This is a genomic window from Hydrogenophaga pseudoflava (assembly GCF_004353865.1).
Lineage (GTDB): Bacteria > Pseudomonadota > Gammaproteobacteria > Burkholderiales > Burkholderiaceae_C > Hydrogenophaga > Hydrogenophaga pseudoflava.
Genome location: NZ_CP037867.1, coordinates 3,421,466 through 3,436,620, shown reverse-complemented (window position 1 = coordinate 3,436,620; position 15,155 = coordinate 3,421,466). Strand labels below are relative to the sequence as shown.

General features: G+C 68.5%; 15 protein-coding genes. 9 read left to right on the top strand and 6 right to left on the bottom strand.

The window, feature by feature from the left end:
- Positions 1-55 precede the first annotated feature (55 nt).
- Positions 56-1,462 (top strand): aminotransferase-like domain-containing protein, encoded by a 1,407-nt coding sequence (locus HPF_RS16475; RefSeq protein ID WP_066158321.1) that lies wholly within the window; start codon positions 56-58, stop codon positions 1,460-1,462.
- Positions 1,463-1,566: 104 nt separating this feature from the next.
- Entirely contained in the window at positions 1,567-4,194 is a 2,628-nt protein-coding gene (alaS, locus tag HPF_RS16470) for an alanine--tRNA ligase (RefSeq protein WP_133157220.1), read from the top strand.
- Positions 4,195-4,197: 3 nt separating this feature from the next.
- Here alaS and HPF_RS16465 read toward each other — a convergent pair whose 3' ends face one another.
- Entirely contained in the window at positions 4,198-5,139 is a 942-nt protein-coding gene (locus tag HPF_RS16465) for a pseudouridine synthase (RefSeq protein ID WP_079367185.1), read from the bottom strand.
- 47 nt (positions 5,140-5,186) lie between these two features.
- Between HPF_RS16465 and HPF_RS16460 the strand changes: the two genes are divergently transcribed.
- A complete protein-coding gene (locus HPF_RS16460) occupies positions 5,187-5,444 on the top strand; it encodes a hypothetical protein (protein ID WP_066158327.1) in 258 nt (85 codons plus the stop codon).
- A 14-nt stretch (positions 5,445-5,458) separates the two neighbouring features.
- On the opposite strand, the gene trmB is transcribed toward HPF_RS16460, so the two are convergent.
- Positions 5,459-6,202, bottom strand: a complete 744-nt coding sequence (gene trmB, locus HPF_RS16455; RefSeq protein WP_079367186.1) for a tRNA (guanosine(46)-N7)-methyltransferase TrmB — start codon at positions 6,200-6,202, stop codon at positions 5,459-5,461.
- Positions 6,203-6,377: 175 nt separating this feature from the next.
- Here trmB and HPF_RS16450 point away from each other — a divergent pair, with 175 nt between their 5' ends.
- A complete protein-coding gene (locus tag HPF_RS16450; protein ID WP_066158331.1) occupies positions 6,378-7,535 on the top strand; it encodes an ABC transporter substrate-binding protein in 1,158 nt (385 codons plus the stop codon).
- Positions 7,536-7,542: 7 nt separating this feature from the next.
- Here HPF_RS16450 and gluQRS read toward each other — a convergent pair whose 3' ends face one another.
- The 3 genes from gluQRS to HPF_RS16435 form a co-directional block, all read right to left on the bottom strand.
- Positions 7,543-8,433 (bottom strand): tRNA glutamyl-Q(34) synthetase GluQRS, encoded by an 891-nt coding sequence (gluQRS, locus tag HPF_RS16445; RefSeq protein ID WP_133157218.1) that lies wholly within the window; start codon positions 8,431-8,433, stop codon positions 7,543-7,545.
- 7 nt (positions 8,434-8,440) lie between these two features.
- Positions 8,441-9,559: an NAD(P)/FAD-dependent oxidoreductase gene (locus HPF_RS16440; RefSeq protein WP_133157217.1), complete on the bottom strand. Its 1,119-nt coding sequence runs from the start codon at positions 9,557-9,559 to the stop codon at positions 8,441-8,443.
- Positions 9,560-9,627: 68 nt separating this feature from the next.
- The gene (locus HPF_RS16435) at positions 9,628-10,572 is read right to left on the bottom strand and encodes a LysR family transcriptional regulator (protein WP_066158335.1); all 945 of its coding nucleotides are present in this window, start codon (positions 10,570-10,572) and stop codon (positions 9,628-9,630) included.
- A 147-nt stretch (positions 10,573-10,719) separates the two neighbouring features.
- Between HPF_RS16435 and HPF_RS16430 the strand changes: the two genes are divergently transcribed.
- The 3 genes from HPF_RS16430 (at position 10,720) to HPF_RS16420 (ending at position 12,790) form a co-directional block, all read left to right on the top strand.
- Complete coding sequence (locus HPF_RS16430) at positions 10,720-11,421, top strand: pirin family protein (RefSeq protein WP_066158337.1); 702 nt, start codon at positions 10,720-10,722, stop codon at positions 11,419-11,421.
- A gap of 66 nt (positions 11,422-11,487) precedes the next feature.
- The gene (locus tag HPF_RS16425) at positions 11,488-12,042 is read left to right on the top strand and encodes a flavodoxin family protein (protein ID WP_066158339.1); all 555 of its coding nucleotides are present in this window, start codon (positions 11,488-11,490) and stop codon (positions 12,040-12,042) included.
- Between the two features lie 52 nt (positions 12,043-12,094).
- Positions 12,095-12,790, top strand: coding sequence for a DUF599 domain-containing protein (locus tag HPF_RS16420; RefSeq protein ID WP_066158472.1), 696 nt, complete (start codon positions 12,095-12,097; stop codon positions 12,788-12,790).
- Here HPF_RS16420 and HPF_RS16415 read toward each other — a convergent pair.
- On the bottom strand, positions 12,771-13,475 hold the full coding sequence (locus HPF_RS16415) for a phosphatase PAP2 family protein (RefSeq protein WP_241559724.1): 705 nt from the start codon (positions 13,473-13,475) through the stop codon (positions 12,771-12,773). The genes HPF_RS16420 and HPF_RS16415 overlap by 20 nt on opposite strands.
- A 168-nt stretch (positions 13,476-13,643) precedes the next feature.
- On the opposite strand from HPF_RS16415, the gene HPF_RS16410 reads away from it, so the two are divergent.
- Together HPF_RS16410 and HPF_RS16405 are read left to right on the top strand one after the other, a co-directional pair.
- Entirely contained in the window at positions 13,644-13,889 is a 246-nt protein-coding gene (locus HPF_RS16410; protein WP_133157216.1) for a phosphopantetheine-binding protein, read from the top strand.
- A complete protein-coding gene (locus tag HPF_RS16405; RefSeq protein WP_133157215.1) occupies positions 13,886-15,145 on the top strand; it encodes a beta-ketoacyl-[acyl-carrier-protein] synthase family protein in 1,260 nt (419 codons plus the stop codon). The genes HPF_RS16410 and HPF_RS16405 overlap by 4 nt, the downstream gene beginning before the upstream one ends.
- The last annotated feature ends 10 nt before the right edge of the window (positions 15,146-15,155 follow it).

The window sequence follows — 15,155 nt, the reverse complement described above, 5'->3', positions numbered from 1 at the left end:
GATGCACTGTATAGCTCTGTTGTCCTGTACAGACAAACCCCAATTCCCCTCGTCCATGTTTTCCCTTAACCCGAAAGGCGCGACCCCGCTGGTGGTTCAGATCGTCGAGGGTTTCCGCGCCGCCATCCAGGGCGGGGGTCTGCGCCCCGGCTCCAAGGCCCCTTCCATCCGCCAGTTTGCGCACGCGCACGGTGTCAGCACCTATACAGTTGTCGACGCCTACGACCGCCTCGTGGCCCTGGGCTATTTCGTTTCGCGCCCGCATTCGGGCTTTTTCGTGCGCCAGCGCGAAGCCCTGGCCCGGCTGAGCGCCGGCAACGCACCGGCCGAAGCGGCCAACTACAACTTCGATTCGATGTGGTATCTGCGCCGCGTGTTCGAGGCGCGGGCTCTGAAGATGAAGCCCGGATGCGGCTGGCTGCCCGGCGACTGGCTGTTCGAGGAAGGCATGCGGCGCAGCCTGCGCACGCTGGCGGCCGAGAACGTGGACCTGGGCGGCTATGGCGAACCCAAGGGCTTCATGCCGCTGCGCCAGCTGGTGCGCGACCTGCTGGCCGAGCAGGAGATCGCCGTCAGCGCCGACCAGGTGCTGCTGACCCAGGGCTCCAGCCAGGCCATGGACCTGGTCGCACGCCGCCTGGTGCGTCCGGGCGACGCGGTGCTGGTGGACGACCCCGGCTACCCGAACATGCTGTTTTCGCTGCGCTTCCTGGGCGCGCGCCTGATCGGCGTGCCGCGCACGCCCGACGGCTACGACCTGGCGGCGCTGGAAGCGCTGGTCAAGGAGCACCAGCCCAAGGTGTTCTTCACCCAGCCGCGGCTGCAGAGCCCCACCGGCTCGGTCGCCAACCTGGCCCACCTGCACCGCGTGGTGCTGCTGGCCGAGCAGCACCAGTTCACCGTGGTCGAGAACGACATCTACGCCGACCTGGACCCCGAGCCGCGCCCCTCGCTGGCCAGCCTGGACCAGCTGCAGCGCGTGGTCTACATCAGCAGCTTTTCCAAGACCATCTCACCCAACATCCGGGTGGGCTTCATGGCGGCGCCGCCCGATCTGCTGGAGGACTTCGCCCAGCTCAAGATGATTTCGGGCCTGACCTCGTCCGAGTTCAGCGAGCGCCTGGCCTACGGCGCCCTGGTGGACGGCCGCTGGCGCAAGCACCTGCGCGGCCTGCGCGAGCGGCTGGCGCAGGCGCACCAGCGGGTGGGCCAGGCGCTGGAGAGCCTGGGCTTCGACCTGTTCTGCGAGCCCAAGGCCGGCATGTTTCTCTGGGCGCGCCACCCCGACATCCAGAACGCCACCGAACTGGCCTACCAGGCGGCTGAACAGGACATCCTGCTCGGCCCCGGCCACCTGTTCGACCCCGAGCTGCAACCCAGCCCCTGGTTCCGTTTCAACGTCGCCTTCACCGACGATCCGCGCGTGCTGAGCTTCCTCAGCGACCACCGCCACGCCGGGTGACCCCGCAGTTTGCGAAAATGGCGGGCTTCGCGCCCGCAAAATACCGGGTTTCGCGTCTGCGTCAGCCGGCGCCACCCACAGATAACCCCCAAAGACAGGCCACCATGACCGCCCCCGCCGTTGCTTCCGTCGCCGACATCCGCAAGACCTTCCTGGATTTCTTCGCCTCCAAGGGCCACACCGTGGTGGCGTCCAGCCCGCTGGTGCCGGGCAACGACCCGACGCTGATGTTCACCAATTCGGGCATGGTCCAGTTCAAGGACGTGTTCCTGGGCACCGACAAGCGCAACTACGTGCGCGCCGCGTCCGTCCAGGCCTGCCTGCGCGCCGGCGGCAAGCACAACGACCTGGAAAACGTGGGCTACACCGCCCGCCACCACACCTTCTTCGAGATGCTGGGCAATTGGTCCTTCGGTGACTACTTCAAGCGCGAATCGCTGATGTGGGCCTGGGAATTGCTGACCGAGGTCTACAAGCTGCCGCCCGAGCGCCTGCTGGCGACCGTGTACGCCGAGGACGACGAGGCCTACGACATCTGGACCAAGGAAATCGGTCTGCCGCCCGAGCGCGTGATCCGCATCGGCGACAACAAGGGCGGCCGCTACAAGAGCGACAACTTCTGGATGATGGCCGACACCGGTCCTTGCGGCCCCTGCTCGGAGATCTTCTACGACCACGGTCCCGAGATCCCCGGCGGCCCCCCGGGCAGCCCGGACGAAGACGGCGACCGCTTCATCGAGATCTGGAACAACGTGTTCATGCAGTTCGACATGAAGGAGGACGGCTCGGTCACGCCGCTGCCCGCGCCCTGCGTGGACACCGGCATGGGCCTGGAGCGCCTGGCCGCCATCCTGCAGCACGTGCACAGCAACTACGAGATCGACATCTTCGACGTGCTGATCAAGGCCGCCGCCCGCGAGACTGGCACCGCTGACCTGAGTAATCCCTCGCTGAAGGTGATCGCCGACCACATCCGCGCGACCTCGTTCCTGATCAGCGACGGCGTGATCCCCAGCAACGAAGGCCGTGGCTATGTGCAGCGCCGCATCATCCGCCGCGCCATCCGGCACGGTTACAAGCTGGGCCAGAAGACCCCGTTCTTCCACAAGCTGGTGCCCGATCTGGTGAAGATGATGGGCGAGGCCTACCCCAACATGGCCTCGCAGGCGCAGCGCATCACCGAGGTGCTCAAGGCCGAGGAAGAGCGCTTCTATGAAACGCTGGCCAACGGCATGGAAATCCTGGACGCCGCCCTGGCCGATGGCGCCAAGGTGCTGCCGGGTGATGTGGCCTTCAAGCTGCACGACACCTACGGCTTCCCGCTCGACTTGTCGGGCGACGTCTGCCGCGAGCGTGGCCTGACGGTGGACGAAGCCGGTTTCCACGCCGCCATGGAAGCCCAGAAGGCCAAGGGCCGCGCGGCCGGCAAGTTCAAGATGGACAAGGCGCTGGAGTACAGCGGCGCCGGCAACACCTTCGTCGGTTACGACCGGCTTGAGGCGCCTGCCAAGGTCGTGGCCCTGTACCTGGACGGCACGCCCGTGGCGGAACTCAAGGCCGGCCAGCAAGGCGTCGTGGTGCTGGACACCACCCCGTTCTACGCCGAAAGCGGTGGCCAGGTGGGTGACGAGGGCGTCATCACCAGCGGCTCGGCCCGGTTCGCCGTGGGCGACACCCAGAAAATCAAGGCCGACGTGTTCGGCCACCACGGGACGGTGGAGCAGGGCACGCTGGCCGTGGGCGACAGTGTCACCGCCTCGGTCAACCTCGACCAGCGCGCCGCGACCATGCGCAACCACTCGGTCACCCACCTGATGCACAAGGCCCTGCGCGAGGTGCTGGGCGCCCACGTGCAGCAGAAAGGCTCGCTGGTCGATGCCGAGAAGACGCGCTTCGACTTTACGCACAACGCGCCCGTGACCGACGACCAGATCCGCGAGATCGAGCGCCGCGTGAACATGGAGATCGTCGCCAACGCGCCGACCCAGGCACGCGTGATGGACATCGAATCGGCCAAGTCCACCGGCGCCATGATGCTGTTCGGCGAGAAGTACGGCGACACCGTGCGCGTGCTGGACATCGGCAGCAGCCGCGAACTCTGCGGCGGCACGCACGTCAAGGCCACCGGCGACATCGGTTTCTTCACCATCACCGCCGAGGGTGGCGTGGCCGCCGGCGTGCGCCGCGTCGAGGCCACCACCGGCCTGAACGCACTGCGCTATGTGCAGGGCATGGAAGACACGCTGGGCGGCGTGGCCGGCACGCTCAAGGTGGCGCCGGGCGAGGTGCCGGCCCGCGTGGGTGCGCTGCTGGAGCAGATGCGCGAGCTGGAAAAGGAAATGAACGCGCTCAAGAGCCGCCTGGCGTCGGCCCAGGGCGACGAGCTGGTGAACCAGGCGGTGGACATCAAGGGCATCAAGGTGCTGGCCGCGACGCTGGCCGGCGCCGACGCCAAGGCCCTGCGCGAGACCATGGACAAGCTCAAGGACAAGCTCAAGACCGCTGCCATCGTGCTGGCCGCGGTGGACGGCGGCAAGGTGCAGTTGGCCGCGGGCGTGACGGCCGACAGCGTGGGCAAGCTCAAGGCCGGCGAGCTGGTGAACTTCGTCGCCCAGCAGGTGGGCGGCAAGGGCGGCGGCAAGCCCGACATGGCCATGGCCGGTGGTACCGATGCATCGGGTCTGCCAAAGGCGCTGGCGTCGGTGCAGGCCTGGGTTTCTGAAAAACTGTAGATCTCAGCCCGGGCTGGGCCATTTGAGGTCCAGCCCGCTTTCAAAGCTCCGTTGCTCGCCCGTCACCGGGTCCGTGAAGGCGATGGCACGCGCCAGCAGGCGCAGCGGGTCGGCATAGTCTTCGGCCTCCCCAGGCCCGCGCCGCACGCGCGGGTAGAACTGGTCGCCCGCCAGCGGCAGGCCCAGCGCGGCCATGTGCACGCGCAGTTGGTGGCGCTTGCCAGTGACAGGCTCCAGGCGGTAGCGGCCCCAGGCGCCGCGACACTCCAGCAGGGCGATGGCGGTTTCGCTGTTGGGTTCGCCGTCCACTTCGGTCATGCGGTAGAACGCTTCGGGGTCTTCGGCCATGCGGCTGCGGTGCACCCGGGGCAGCGCCAGCGCAGGGTCGAGCGGCGCCATCGCTTCGTAGACCTTGTCCACCGAGCGCTCGCGGAACAGCGCCTGGTAGGCACCGCGGTCCTGCGGGCGCAGGCTGAACACCACCAGTCCGGCGGTCTCGCGGTCGATGCGGTGGATCGGGCTGAGCGTGTCGATGCCGGTGGCCTGCTTGAGCCGCACCAGCAGGCTCTGGCGCACGAAGCGGCCGGTGGGGGTGACCGGCAGGAAGTGCGGCTTGTCGACCACCAGCAGGTGCGCGTCCTGGAACCGCACCGTGGCCTCGAACGGGATCTCGGGCTCGTCGTCCAGCGCACGCCAGTAGTAGAGCCGGCCGCCGCCCCGGTAGGCATTGTCCGCGCGCACCGGCTGGCCGTGTTCGTCCAGCACCTGGCCGTCGGACAGGCGCTGTTGCCAGGCGCCGCGGTCCACCGCCGGCAGGCGCTCGGCCAGAAAGTCGAGCAGGGTCGGCCAGCGACTGTCGCCCGCAGGCAGCAGCGGCAGCGCCACGCAACTGGGCGAAACGCCGTCGCGGGTCGGGATCAGGGGGTTTTTCGGCGGACGGGCCATGGTGGAAGCGGGTATTCTCTGCGCCTTCTCACCCAGACCCCGCCGCGATGATTGCTGTGCTGCCCCTGTGTTCTGAACGTTCCGCCCGCCGCTGGCGCGTGCTGGGCGCGCTGCTGCTGTCGGTGCCCCTGCTGGGTGGCTGCGCGGTGATCGCGGTGGCCGATGTCGCGGCCTCGGCGGTGGTGGGCGTGGCCGGCCTCGCGGTCGATGCCGCCGTGGGCACGGCCCGCATCGGCGGCAAGATCATCGGCGCCGGGGCCGACGCGGTGCTCGACGACGACGAAGACGAAGCAACGGACGACTGAGCCTTGCGGCGGGCTCAGACCCGCCGGAACACCAGGTCCCAGACGCCGTGGCCGAGCTTGAGGCCGCGGTTCTCGAACTTGGTCAGCGGGCGGTAGTCGGGCTTGGGCGCGTAGCCGTCACCGTCGGCCGGCGCGGTGTTTTGCAGCAACGGTTCGGCGCTCAGCACCGCCAGCATCTGCTCGGCGTAGGGCTGCCAGTCGGTGGCCAGGTGCAGGTAACCCCCGGGCCTGAGGTGGCGCGCGAGCCGGTTCACAAACGGCCCCTGGATCAGACGGCGCTTGTGGTGGCGGCTCTTGTGCCAGGGGTCGGGGAAGAAGATGTGCACGCCGTCCAGGCTCTGCTCGGGCAGCATGTGGTCCAGCACCTCGACCGCGTCGTGGCGGAAGATGCGGATGTTCTCGATGCCCTGTTCGCCACAAAGCTTGAGCAGGGCGCCCACGCCCGGCTCGTGCACCTCGCAGCACAGGAAGTTGTCGCCCGGCCGCACCTGGGCGATCTGCGCCGTGGCGCCGCCCATGCCGAAGCCGATTTCCATGATCAGCGGTGCCTGCCGGCCAAAGGCCGCGACCGGGTCCAGCAGGGTGGACGCGTCGTAGTTCAGCAGGAAACGCGGACCGAACTGCTCGTAGGCACGCTGCTGGCCGGGGCCTACGCGGCCCGTGCGCAGCACGTAGCTCTTGACCACGCGCATGAAGGGCTTGGACGGGGTGCCCGGCTGGGCGGCATCTGGGGTGTGGGGCGTGGAATCGTCGGACATGTGAGGCTGCCGCAGGCCATGGATCGCCCGGGGTGCGTGATTGTAGGTGCGGTGCTGTACTGAAAAAGAATGTGCCTTGCCGGACTGCGCGATGGGCGGTCCCATCGGGCGTATGAAAGTTGCTTCACAAGGTGTGAGCCATGGTTAGCATTCGCGGCATCTTCGTTGGGAATTCATGACACACCACACCTCTTCCATCCGCCGCGGCCTGACCCGCCGAGCCTTTGCCGGTGGCATCGCCGGAGCCGCCGCCCTGGCGGTGCCCGCGCTGCGGGCGCAGTCGTCCAACCGCATCGTGCTGGGCCAGTCGGCCGCCTTCACCGGCGCGGCCGCCCAGTTGGGCATCCAGTTCCACGCAGGCGCCAAGCTGTTCTTTGACCAGTACAACGCCCAGGGCTCGGGCCGGGCCCGGGTCGAGATCGAGCAGATGGACGACGGTTACGAGCCGGACCGCTGCGCAGAGAACACCCAGAAGCTGCTGGACAAGGACGTGTTCGCGCTGTTCGGCTATATCGGCACGCCCACCAGCGTGGCGGCGCTGCCGCTGGCGACCAAGGCCGACATGCCGTTCATCGCCCCGTTCACCGGCGCCATGTCGCTGCGCCAGCCGTTCAACCGCATGGCCTTTCACCTGCGGGCCTCGTACAACGACGAGACCGAGCTGATCGTCAAGAACCTGGTCAACCTCGGGCTGACCCGGGTCGCGGTGTTCCACCAGAACGATGCCTATGGCAAGGCCGGTCTGGACGGCACCGTGCTGGCGTTGGCCAGCCGCGGCCTCAAGCCGGTGGCGACCGGCACGGTCGAGCGCAACAGCGTGGACGTGGCGGCGGCGGTGGCCACCATCAACGCCGCCAACCCGCAGGCCGTGGTGCAGATCAGCGCCTACAAATCCTGCGCCGCGTACATCCGCGCGGCACGCAAGGCCGGCTTCGGCGGCAGCTTCTACAACGTGTCTTTCGTGGGCACGCAGGCGCTGGCCGATGAGCTGGGCAAGGACGGGGCCGGCGTGGTGGTGTCGCAGGTGGTGCCCAACCCGTTCAGCACCGCCAAACCCATCACCCGCGAGTTCAGGGACGCCATCGCCCAGGGCGGCAACAAGGTGCAGGCCAACTTCTCCAGCCTGGAAGGCTATCTCGCCGCCAGGCTGGTGGCCGAAGGCCTGCGGCGCGCGGGCGGCCGTTCGGGCCGCGACGGTCTGATCAGCGGGCTGGAGGCAATTGGCGACACCTCGTTCGAGGGCTATGCGATCTCCCTCGGCCCGAAAGACCACGTCGCGTCGTCGTTTGTCGAGCTCTCGATGCTGACCGGCGACGGCAAGGTCCGGACCTGATCCCGCGTCAGCCGGTGATCGGTTCGCGCCAGGGCCAGGCGCGGGTCCAGCGGGCCAGCGCCTCGTGCAGTGGGCCGGCCGCACCCGGCAGGCCCAGCACCGCGGCCGCGGTCTGAAGCGCCGCCAGCGGATCGCGCAGGTCCAGGGCCTTGGCCCCGTTCTGCTTGCTCAGCTTATCTCCGCTGGCGTCCCGCACCAGGGGTGTGTGCAGGTACGAGGGCGTGGGCAGGCCCAGGGCACGCTGCAGCAGGATCTGGCGCGGCGTGTTGTCGGCCAGATCCTCGCCGCGCACCACGTGGGTGATGCCCTGTGCGGCGTCGTCGACCACGACCGCCAGCTGGTAGGCCCAGAGGCCATCGGCCCGGCGCAGCACGAAGTCGCCCACCTCGGCGGCCACGTCCTGCTGCTGAGCCCCGAGGCGCCGGTCCTGCCAGTGCATCTCACCGGGGTAGACCTGCAGCCGCCAGGCGCGAGCCGCCTTGCCCTGCAGGCCGCCGCGCTCGGGCCGGCAGGTGCCGGGGTAGACGGCGGCGTGGTGGCGTTCGCGGTGTCGGCCGGCGGCGTGCAGGGCGGCTTCGATGTCCTTGCGCGAGCAGGCGCAGGGGTAGGCATCGCCTTGTGCGATCAACCGGTCCAGCGCCGCCTGGTAGTGGGCGCCGCGCGTGGATTGCCAGCACACGGGCTCGTCGGACACCAGGCCGCAGGCGGCCAGCTGTTCAAGGATGAGCCGGTCGGCCCCGGGCACGCAGCGAGGCGTGTCCACGTCTTCGATGCGCACCAGCCACGCCCCGCCGTGTGCCCGCGCATCCAGCCAGCTGGCCAGCGCCGCGACCAGGGAACCCGCGTGCAGCGGGCCGGTAGGAGAGGGGGCGAAACGTCCGCGGTAGCCGGATGCCACGGTTGTGTCAGATCACCGCAAGCGCCAGTTCGAGCCCGGACACGAAGGCGTCCTCGACCCGGTGGCCCAGGCACCAGTCGCCACATAGGCCGATGCCCAGCGCCGGGTCGAACAGGTGCGATCGGCCCAGCGGGGTCTGGGTCTGCGCGTAGCGCCAGCGGTGCACGACGGCGTGGGGTGGCGTGGCGCGGATGCCCGTGATCTCGGCGAAGCCCTTGAGCAGCTTGGCCTTGACGCGCTCGGCATCGTCTTCCAGGTGTTTGGTGGACCAGGCCGGGCTGGCCTGCACGGTCCAGCGCTCGATGCGCTCGCGCCCGGGCTTGCTGTTCTCGCGGGCGAGCCAGCTGATGCGGTGGTGGGTGCTGCGCGCGGCGTTCCACTGCGGGCCCAGGTGCGCCAGGCCCGGCTGCATCGCGTTGGGATAGGCCACCATCAGCGTCCAGCAGGGCGCCACCTGCACCTCGGTGAGCGCCTGGCGCAGGTCGGGGGCCAGGCCGGAGGACTGCAGCAGGTCGTGCGCCTGCATGTGCGGCACGGCCAGCAGCACGCGGTCGAAGCCGCCGATCACCATCTGGCCACCATCGGCGTCTTCGGCCCGCAGCTGCCACTGCTCGGGGTGCAGCGCGTCGCGCTCGATGTGGTGGACGCGGGTGCTGGTGAAGGTGCGGGCCGGCAGGTGACCGTGCAGTTCGGGCTGGGCCAGGGGCTGGGCCCAGTGGTGCACCAGGCCGCTCATGCCCGGCACGGCGACGAAGTGGGGTTCGGTGGGCGGCGGGGCGCTGGCCAGCACATGGCCGAAGGCGTCGAGCACGCGCACCGTGCTCACGCTCCAGGGGCGCACCTGGGCCTGGGCGGTCAGCAGCACGCGGGCAAAGCGGCTGTCCCGCACCGTGAAGTACTGGGCGCCGTGGTCGAAGCCGCCGAACTCGGTGCTGCGGGTCGCCATGCGGCCGCCAAAGCCGCGGCTCTTTTCGAACACCGAGACGCGGTGGCCTGCCTGCAGCAGTGTTCGCGCGCACGCCACGCCGGCCATGCCTGCGCCGATCACTGCAAAGTGCAGCGGCTCGGTCACCTTGGGAGCCCGGGCAGAGGTCGTGCGTTTGCTGGGAGCCTTCTTGTTGTTCATGGTGTGGCGCAGTGGGTTGGGATGAGAGCACTGTAGCAGTGCAGATGCGGTTGCAGGCTTGCGGCGCCTCAACCCACGTGATGGTTTTCCAGCAGGGCGCTGCGGGTGGTCGGGTGCTGCAGGCGTTCCAGCCACCAGCGCATGGCCTGGCCGGCCTCGCCGCTGTGCGGCCGGCGCCAGGCATAGCCGACGCGGAAGACGTGGTTGGGGCGCTGGACCGCCTTGACCACCAGGTGGCCAGCCGAGATGTAGGGCTGGGCCAGTGGCAAGGGCAGGAAGCCACAGCCCAGGCCGCGCAGCTGGGCTTCGAGCTTGTGCTGCATGGTCGGCACGGTGAGCACGTCTTGCCCGGGCAGGATGTTGAACGACTGCCCGTTGCCGCGCTGGGTGCTGTCGGCCACCGCCACCGCCCGGTGCGGGCGGATTTCGTCGTCCCCGATGCTGTGCTCGATGTCCGCCAGCGGGTGGTGCGGCGCCACCGCGAACACGAAGCGCAGCTGGCCCATCGGCGCGGTCTGGATGTCCGGTAGCGAGGCGTCGGCCGACACCCCGAGCGCCAGGTCGGCCAGGCCACCCCGCAGCGCCTCCAGCGTGCCCGAGAGGGTTTCGGCCCGGATCTTCAGCCGGGTCGGGGCGCCCGTGGCGTAGAACGCCTCGCACAGTTCAAACAGCGTGCTGCGAGCCATGACCGCGTCGGTGGCGATGGTCAGCTGCGGCTCCCAGCCGGTGGCGACCCGCTTGACGCGCTGGGCCACCGCATCGAGTTCGTCCAGCAGGTACTGGCCCGAACGCAGCAGTTCGGCCCCGGCGGGGGTGAGCTGGGCGCGGCGCGCGCTGCGGTCGAACAGCAGCACGTCCAGCGCGTCCTCGACCTGCCGCACGCGGTAGGTCAGGGCGCTGGGCACCATGCCCAGCTCACGGGCCGCGGCGGCCATGCTGCCCAGTCGCGCGACCGCTTCGAGCAGGCCCAGGTTTTCCGGAGACAGGGCAGACCGGGGGGCGGTGGAGGCCATGGAATCACCATCGGGAAAGTGGTTGTGGAGACATTTTCATTCAACTGGATTGAATGGTGCCAACAATTTCCTGCGACCTCCCAGGTGGGCGCCGTGCCCACAATGACTCCCATGCCGGCACTCTGTCGGCGCCAGCAGGAGACCCACATGATGAAAATCCGCCGCTCCCAGGACCGTGGTTATGCCGACCACGGCTGGCTCAAGAGCCACCACTCCTTTTCGTTCGCGGGCTACCACGACCCGGCCTGGATGGGCTGGGGCAACCTGCGCGTGATCAACGAAGACCGGATCGCCCCGGGCACCGGTTTCGGCACGCATGGTCACCGCGACATGGAAATCATCAGCTACGTGCTGCAGGGCAACCTGGCGCACAAGGACAGCATGGGCAATGTCAAGGGCATCCCGCCGGGGGAGGTGCAGCGCATGAGCGCCGGCACCGGCGTGATGCACAGCGAGTTCAATCATGCGCCGAACAGCGTGACGCACTTCCTGCAGATCTGGATCGAGCCGTCCCGGCGCGGCATCGAGCCCGGCTACGAGCAGAAGGCCTTCGACGCGGCGGAGAAGACCGGCCGGCTGCGCCTGGTGGCGTCGCCCGATGGTGCGCAGGGCTCGGTCACCATCCACGCCGACGCCTCGCTGCACGCCGGGCTGTTCGACGGTGAGCAGCGCGCCGAGCTGGCCATCGACCCGGCGCGCAAGGCCTATGTGCACCTCGTCCGTGGCGCGCTCGATGTCAACGGCCAGCGCCTGCAGGGTGGCGACGCCGCGCTGCTGGCCCAGGAGGAGCGCATCGTGCTCGAACACGGCGACAGCGCCGAGGTGCTGGTGTTCGATCTGTCCCAGTGAGCAGGGCCTGGCCCTCTGTCTCTTTTCACCATCCCGCGCTCCGGCGCATTCACTCAGGAGTCACAAATGGCAAAAGTTGTCGTGGTCTATCACTCGGGTTACGGTCACACCCAGCGCATGGCGCAGTCGGTGGCCCAGGGCGCTGACGCGGAGCTGCTGGCGATCGACGCCGATGGCAACCTGCCCGAAGGTGGCTGGGAAACGCTGGATGCGGCCGACGCGATCATCTTCGGCTCGCCGACCTACATGGGCTCGGTGAGCTGGCAGTTCAAGAAGTTCGCCGACGCTTCCAGCAAGCCCTGGTTTGCCCAGAAATGGAAAGACAAGGTGGCCGCAGGCTTCACCAACAGCGCTGGCATGAACGGCGACAAGTTGCAGACGCTGAACACCCTGTTCACCCTGGCCATGCAGCACGGGATGATCTGGGTCAGCCAGGGCCTGATGCCCAGCAACACCAAGGGCGCGCAGCGCAACGACGTGAACTACCTGGTGAGCTACAGCGGCGCCATCGCCCAGTCGCCATCCGATGCCGGCGCCGCCGACATGCTGCCGGGCGATCTGGAGACGGCCCGCCTGTTCGGTGAGCGGGTGGCGTCTGTGGCTGCGAAATTCAAGGGCTGACCACGGGTCGGCACCTGTGTCCGTGGCCGGGATGGGCCTTACCATCCCGGCCATGAAAATCTTCTCGATCCTCCCCTGGGCAGACTGGCTGGCGCTGGTCTGCTTTTTTGCCTTGTGGGTGGGCTACGCCTGGTTCGCCAAGGTGCTCGGGCAGCGCCGGTCCTCGCTGCTGATCACCACCAACCGCTACCGGGGCTACTGGATGAAGCAGGCGGCGATGCGCGACCCGCGCATGCTCGATGGTCTGATTACGCAGACCCTTTCCAACACGCCGGCGTTCTTTTCTTCCACGTCCATTCTGGTCATCGGTGGTCTGTTCGCCCTGCTGGGCACCACCGACAAGGCGACCGAGCTGATGAGCGAGATCCCGTTCGCCCAGGCGACGCCGCTGATCGTCTTCGAGTTCAAGATCCTCGTGCTCGTGAGCATCTTCGTCTACGCCTTCTTCCGCTTTTCCTGGTGCATGCGGCAGTACACGTTTGTGGCGCTGGTGATCGGATCCATGCCGCCGCCGTCCGATTTCCAGTCCGGCAAGTTCGATGCCCAGGAGTACGCCCACCGGGCGGCGGCCATGGTGGGCGCCGCCGCCGAAACCTTCAACGACGGCCTGCGCGCCTACTACTTCTCGTTCGCGGCGCTGGCGTGGTTCATCTCGCCGCTGGCGATGGTGCTGGGCACCATGGCCGTGGTGGCCATTCTCTACAGCCGCGAGTTTCACTCCGAAGTGCTCAAAGTCTTGCGGGACTGAGGGGGCGCGGGGTCGTGTCCCGGATGTGGGCCAGGGACGCGGCCGAAAACAGCAACCCCAGCGCGGCGCCGCCCAGCACGTCCAGCGCTACGTGCTGCAGGGTGGCCATGGTCGACCAGGCGATGGCCACGCAATGCAGCGCGGACAGCCACAGCACCCAGACCGGCGTCCGGAGCTGGCGCAGGAGGCGGTGCAGCCAGCAGGCGCTGAAGACCGCCGAGGCCACGTGCAGCGACGGGCAGGCGTTGCCCGCGGCGTCCACGCCCTTGATCAGGGCCAGGCCCGGGTAGAGCGCCCAGTCGACGTCGAACACCGGCGTCTGCGTGGGCCAAGCCCAGAAAATGGCCAGTCCGGTCAGGCACAGCGCGCCGACCCACACGCCGAACCAGATCAGGGCCCGGAGGTTGCCGATCAGGGCGGGTGCGAGCGACACATAGACCCAGAGCGACAGGTAGACCGGAAACGCTGAGGGGGTGAACTGCACCCAGTGGTCCAGCCAGATTTCGGGCATGACCGTGGGATCGGCCTGCGGGTTCTCCAGCAGCGCGAAATAGGCGCGGAAGAACAGGAACATGAAGGCGCTGGTGCCGATGGCCTTGAGCCAGGTCTGGAAACAGATGCGTTGCCATACCCGCGACCACCAGCCCTCGGCGGCCGGCGCCAGGGTCTCCATCGAGGGGATCATGTCAGGGCGAGGGGACCGGGTCCCCGAAGGTGCGGGCTGTACAATCGAAAGCTTCCAAAAATGAGATGTTCGGCGGTCTGCGCCGGGCTTCGTGCTGGCCCTGCGGTCCATCTGGGTTCCGCGTCCGGCGCCGGTGTCAGGCCACTGGCCAGCCATGAAATGTATGTCATGCAATCGACCGAACTGATCCGTCAATTCCTTCACGAGCGACTGGGCGCCGATCCGCAACTGGTCGTCCATGAGGCGCGCCTGGCGGACATCGGCGTGGACTCGCTGATGCTGGCAGAACTGATGTTCGAGGCGGAAGACCGCCTGGGCATCTCGATCGATTCCAATGTGCCGCCCCCCAAGACGGTCGGCGACATGGTGATCCTGATCGATTCGCTGCAGGCTGCCAAGACCGGCCGACCATGACCCGCCGCCGAGTCGCCATCACGGGCCTTGGCATGGTCAGCCCGTACGGAGACGGCGTCGATGCCTTCTTCGCACACCTGCTGGCAGGCCGCTCGGCCGTGCGCCTGCTGCAGACCGAGGACAAGCCCCGTCCCCTGAACATGCCTTTTGTCACCTGCAGCGGTTTCGATGCGGGTGCGGCCCTGGGCAAGCCCCTGGCCGGCATGATGGAACGGTTTGCACACCTGGGCGTGGCATCGGCATTCGATGCCTGGCGGGACGCCGGCCTGGAGCGCCTGGCGGCCGATCCGGCCGAGCGTGAGAACTGGGCTTGCATCTGGGGCACCGCCCTCGGCGGCATCCTGGCCTTCGAGAAGGGTTACCGCGACCTGTGGCAGAACGGACGCGAGCGCCTGTCGCCCCTGTCGGTGGTCATGGGCATGAACAACGCCGTCAACGCCCACCTGTCGATCCAGCTCGGGCTCGGTGGCATCAGCATGAGCCACACGGTGGCCTGTGCGTCCTCAACGGTGGCCATCGGCGAGGCCTTTCGCCGCGTGCGCGACGGCGATGCCACGGTGGCCATCACCGGTGGTTCCGATGCCACGCAGGCCTACGGTGTGGCCAAGGCCTGGGAAGCCATGCGCCTGGTGGCGCCGGGCAACGAGGACACCGCCTTCATGGCCTGCCGGCCCTTTTCCTCCGATCGCGCCGGACTGGTGCTGGGCGAGGGGGGCGCCGCCATGGTGCTGGAAGACTGGGACCATGCGGTGGCCCGGGGCGCCCGCATCCACGCCGAGATCGTCGGTTACGGGTCCAGCTGCGACCGCAGCCACCTGGTGCGCCCCGAGGCCGATGGCCAGGCGCGGGCCCTGCGCGCAGCGCTGGCCGACAGCGGGCTCGGGGTGGACGAGATTGGCTACGTCAACGCCCACGGCACCGCGACGGTCGAGGGCGATCCGGTTGAAGTCACGGCCCTGCGCCAGGTGTTCGGCGACCGGGCCCCGCGCCTGGCGGTCAGCGCCACCAAGTCCATGCATGGCCACCTGCTCGGTGCCGCCGGCGCGATCGAGGCCCTGGCCACCGTGCTGGCCCTGCGCGAAGGAGCCATTCCCCCGACGGCCCACCTCCAGGGGCGGCTGGATCCCGCCTGCGAAGGGGTGGACCACGTGTTCGAAGGGCGCGAAGGCGTGCCGCTAAGGGCCGCGCTGTCCAACTCCTTTGCCTTCGGCGGGAGCAACGCCGTGCTGGCGTTCCGCGCCGCGCCCGCCCCCTGATTCACCGAGA

Bases quoted from the DNA above. Each gene is read 5' to 3' on its own strand.
- HPF_RS16475 (WP_066158321.1), top strand. From the start codon at position 56: ATGTTTTCCCTTAACCCGAAAGGCGCGACCCCGCTGGTGGTTCAGATC.
- alaS (WP_133157220.1), top strand. From the start codon at position 1,567: ATGACCGCCCCCGCCGTTGCTTCCGTCGCCGACATCCGCAAGACCTTC.
- HPF_RS16465 (WP_079367185.1), bottom strand. From the start codon at position 5,139: ATGGCCCGTCCGCCGAAAAACCCCCTGATCCCGACCCGCGACGGCGTT.
- HPF_RS16460 (WP_066158327.1), top strand. From the start codon at position 5,187: ATGATTGCTGTGCTGCCCCTGTGTTCTGAACGTTCCGCCCGCCGCTGG.
- trmB (WP_079367186.1), bottom strand. From the start codon at position 6,202: ATGTCCGACGATTCCACGCCCCACACCCCAGATGCCGCCCAGCCGGGC.
- HPF_RS16450 (WP_066158331.1), top strand. From the start codon at position 6,378: ATGACACACCACACCTCTTCCATCCGCCGCGGCCTGACCCGCCGAGCC.
- HPF_RS16440 (WP_133157217.1), bottom strand. From the start codon at position 9,559: ATGAACAACAAGAAGGCTCCCAGCAAACGCACGACCTCTGCCCGGGCT.
- HPF_RS16435 (WP_066158335.1), bottom strand. From the start codon at position 10,572: ATGGCCTCCACCGCCCCCCGGTCTGCCCTGTCTCCGGAAAACCTGGGC.
- HPF_RS16430 (WP_066158337.1), top strand. From the start codon at position 10,720: ATGATGAAAATCCGCCGCTCCCAGGACCGTGGTTATGCCGACCACGGC.
- HPF_RS16425 (WP_066158339.1), top strand. From the start codon at position 11,488: ATGGCAAAAGTTGTCGTGGTCTATCACTCGGGTTACGGTCACACCCAG.
- HPF_RS16420 (WP_066158472.1), top strand. From the start codon at position 12,095: ATGAAAATCTTCTCGATCCTCCCCTGGGCAGACTGGCTGGCGCTGGTC.
- HPF_RS16415 (WP_241559724.1), bottom strand. From the start codon at position 13,475: ATGATCCCCTCGATGGAGACCCTGGCGCCGGCCGCCGAGGGCTGGTGG.
- HPF_RS16410 (WP_133157216.1), top strand. From the start codon at position 13,644: ATGCAATCGACCGAACTGATCCGTCAATTCCTTCACGAGCGACTGGGC.
- HPF_RS16405 (WP_133157215.1), top strand. From the start codon at position 13,886: ATGACCCGCCGCCGAGTCGCCATCACGGGCCTTGGCATGGTCAGCCCG.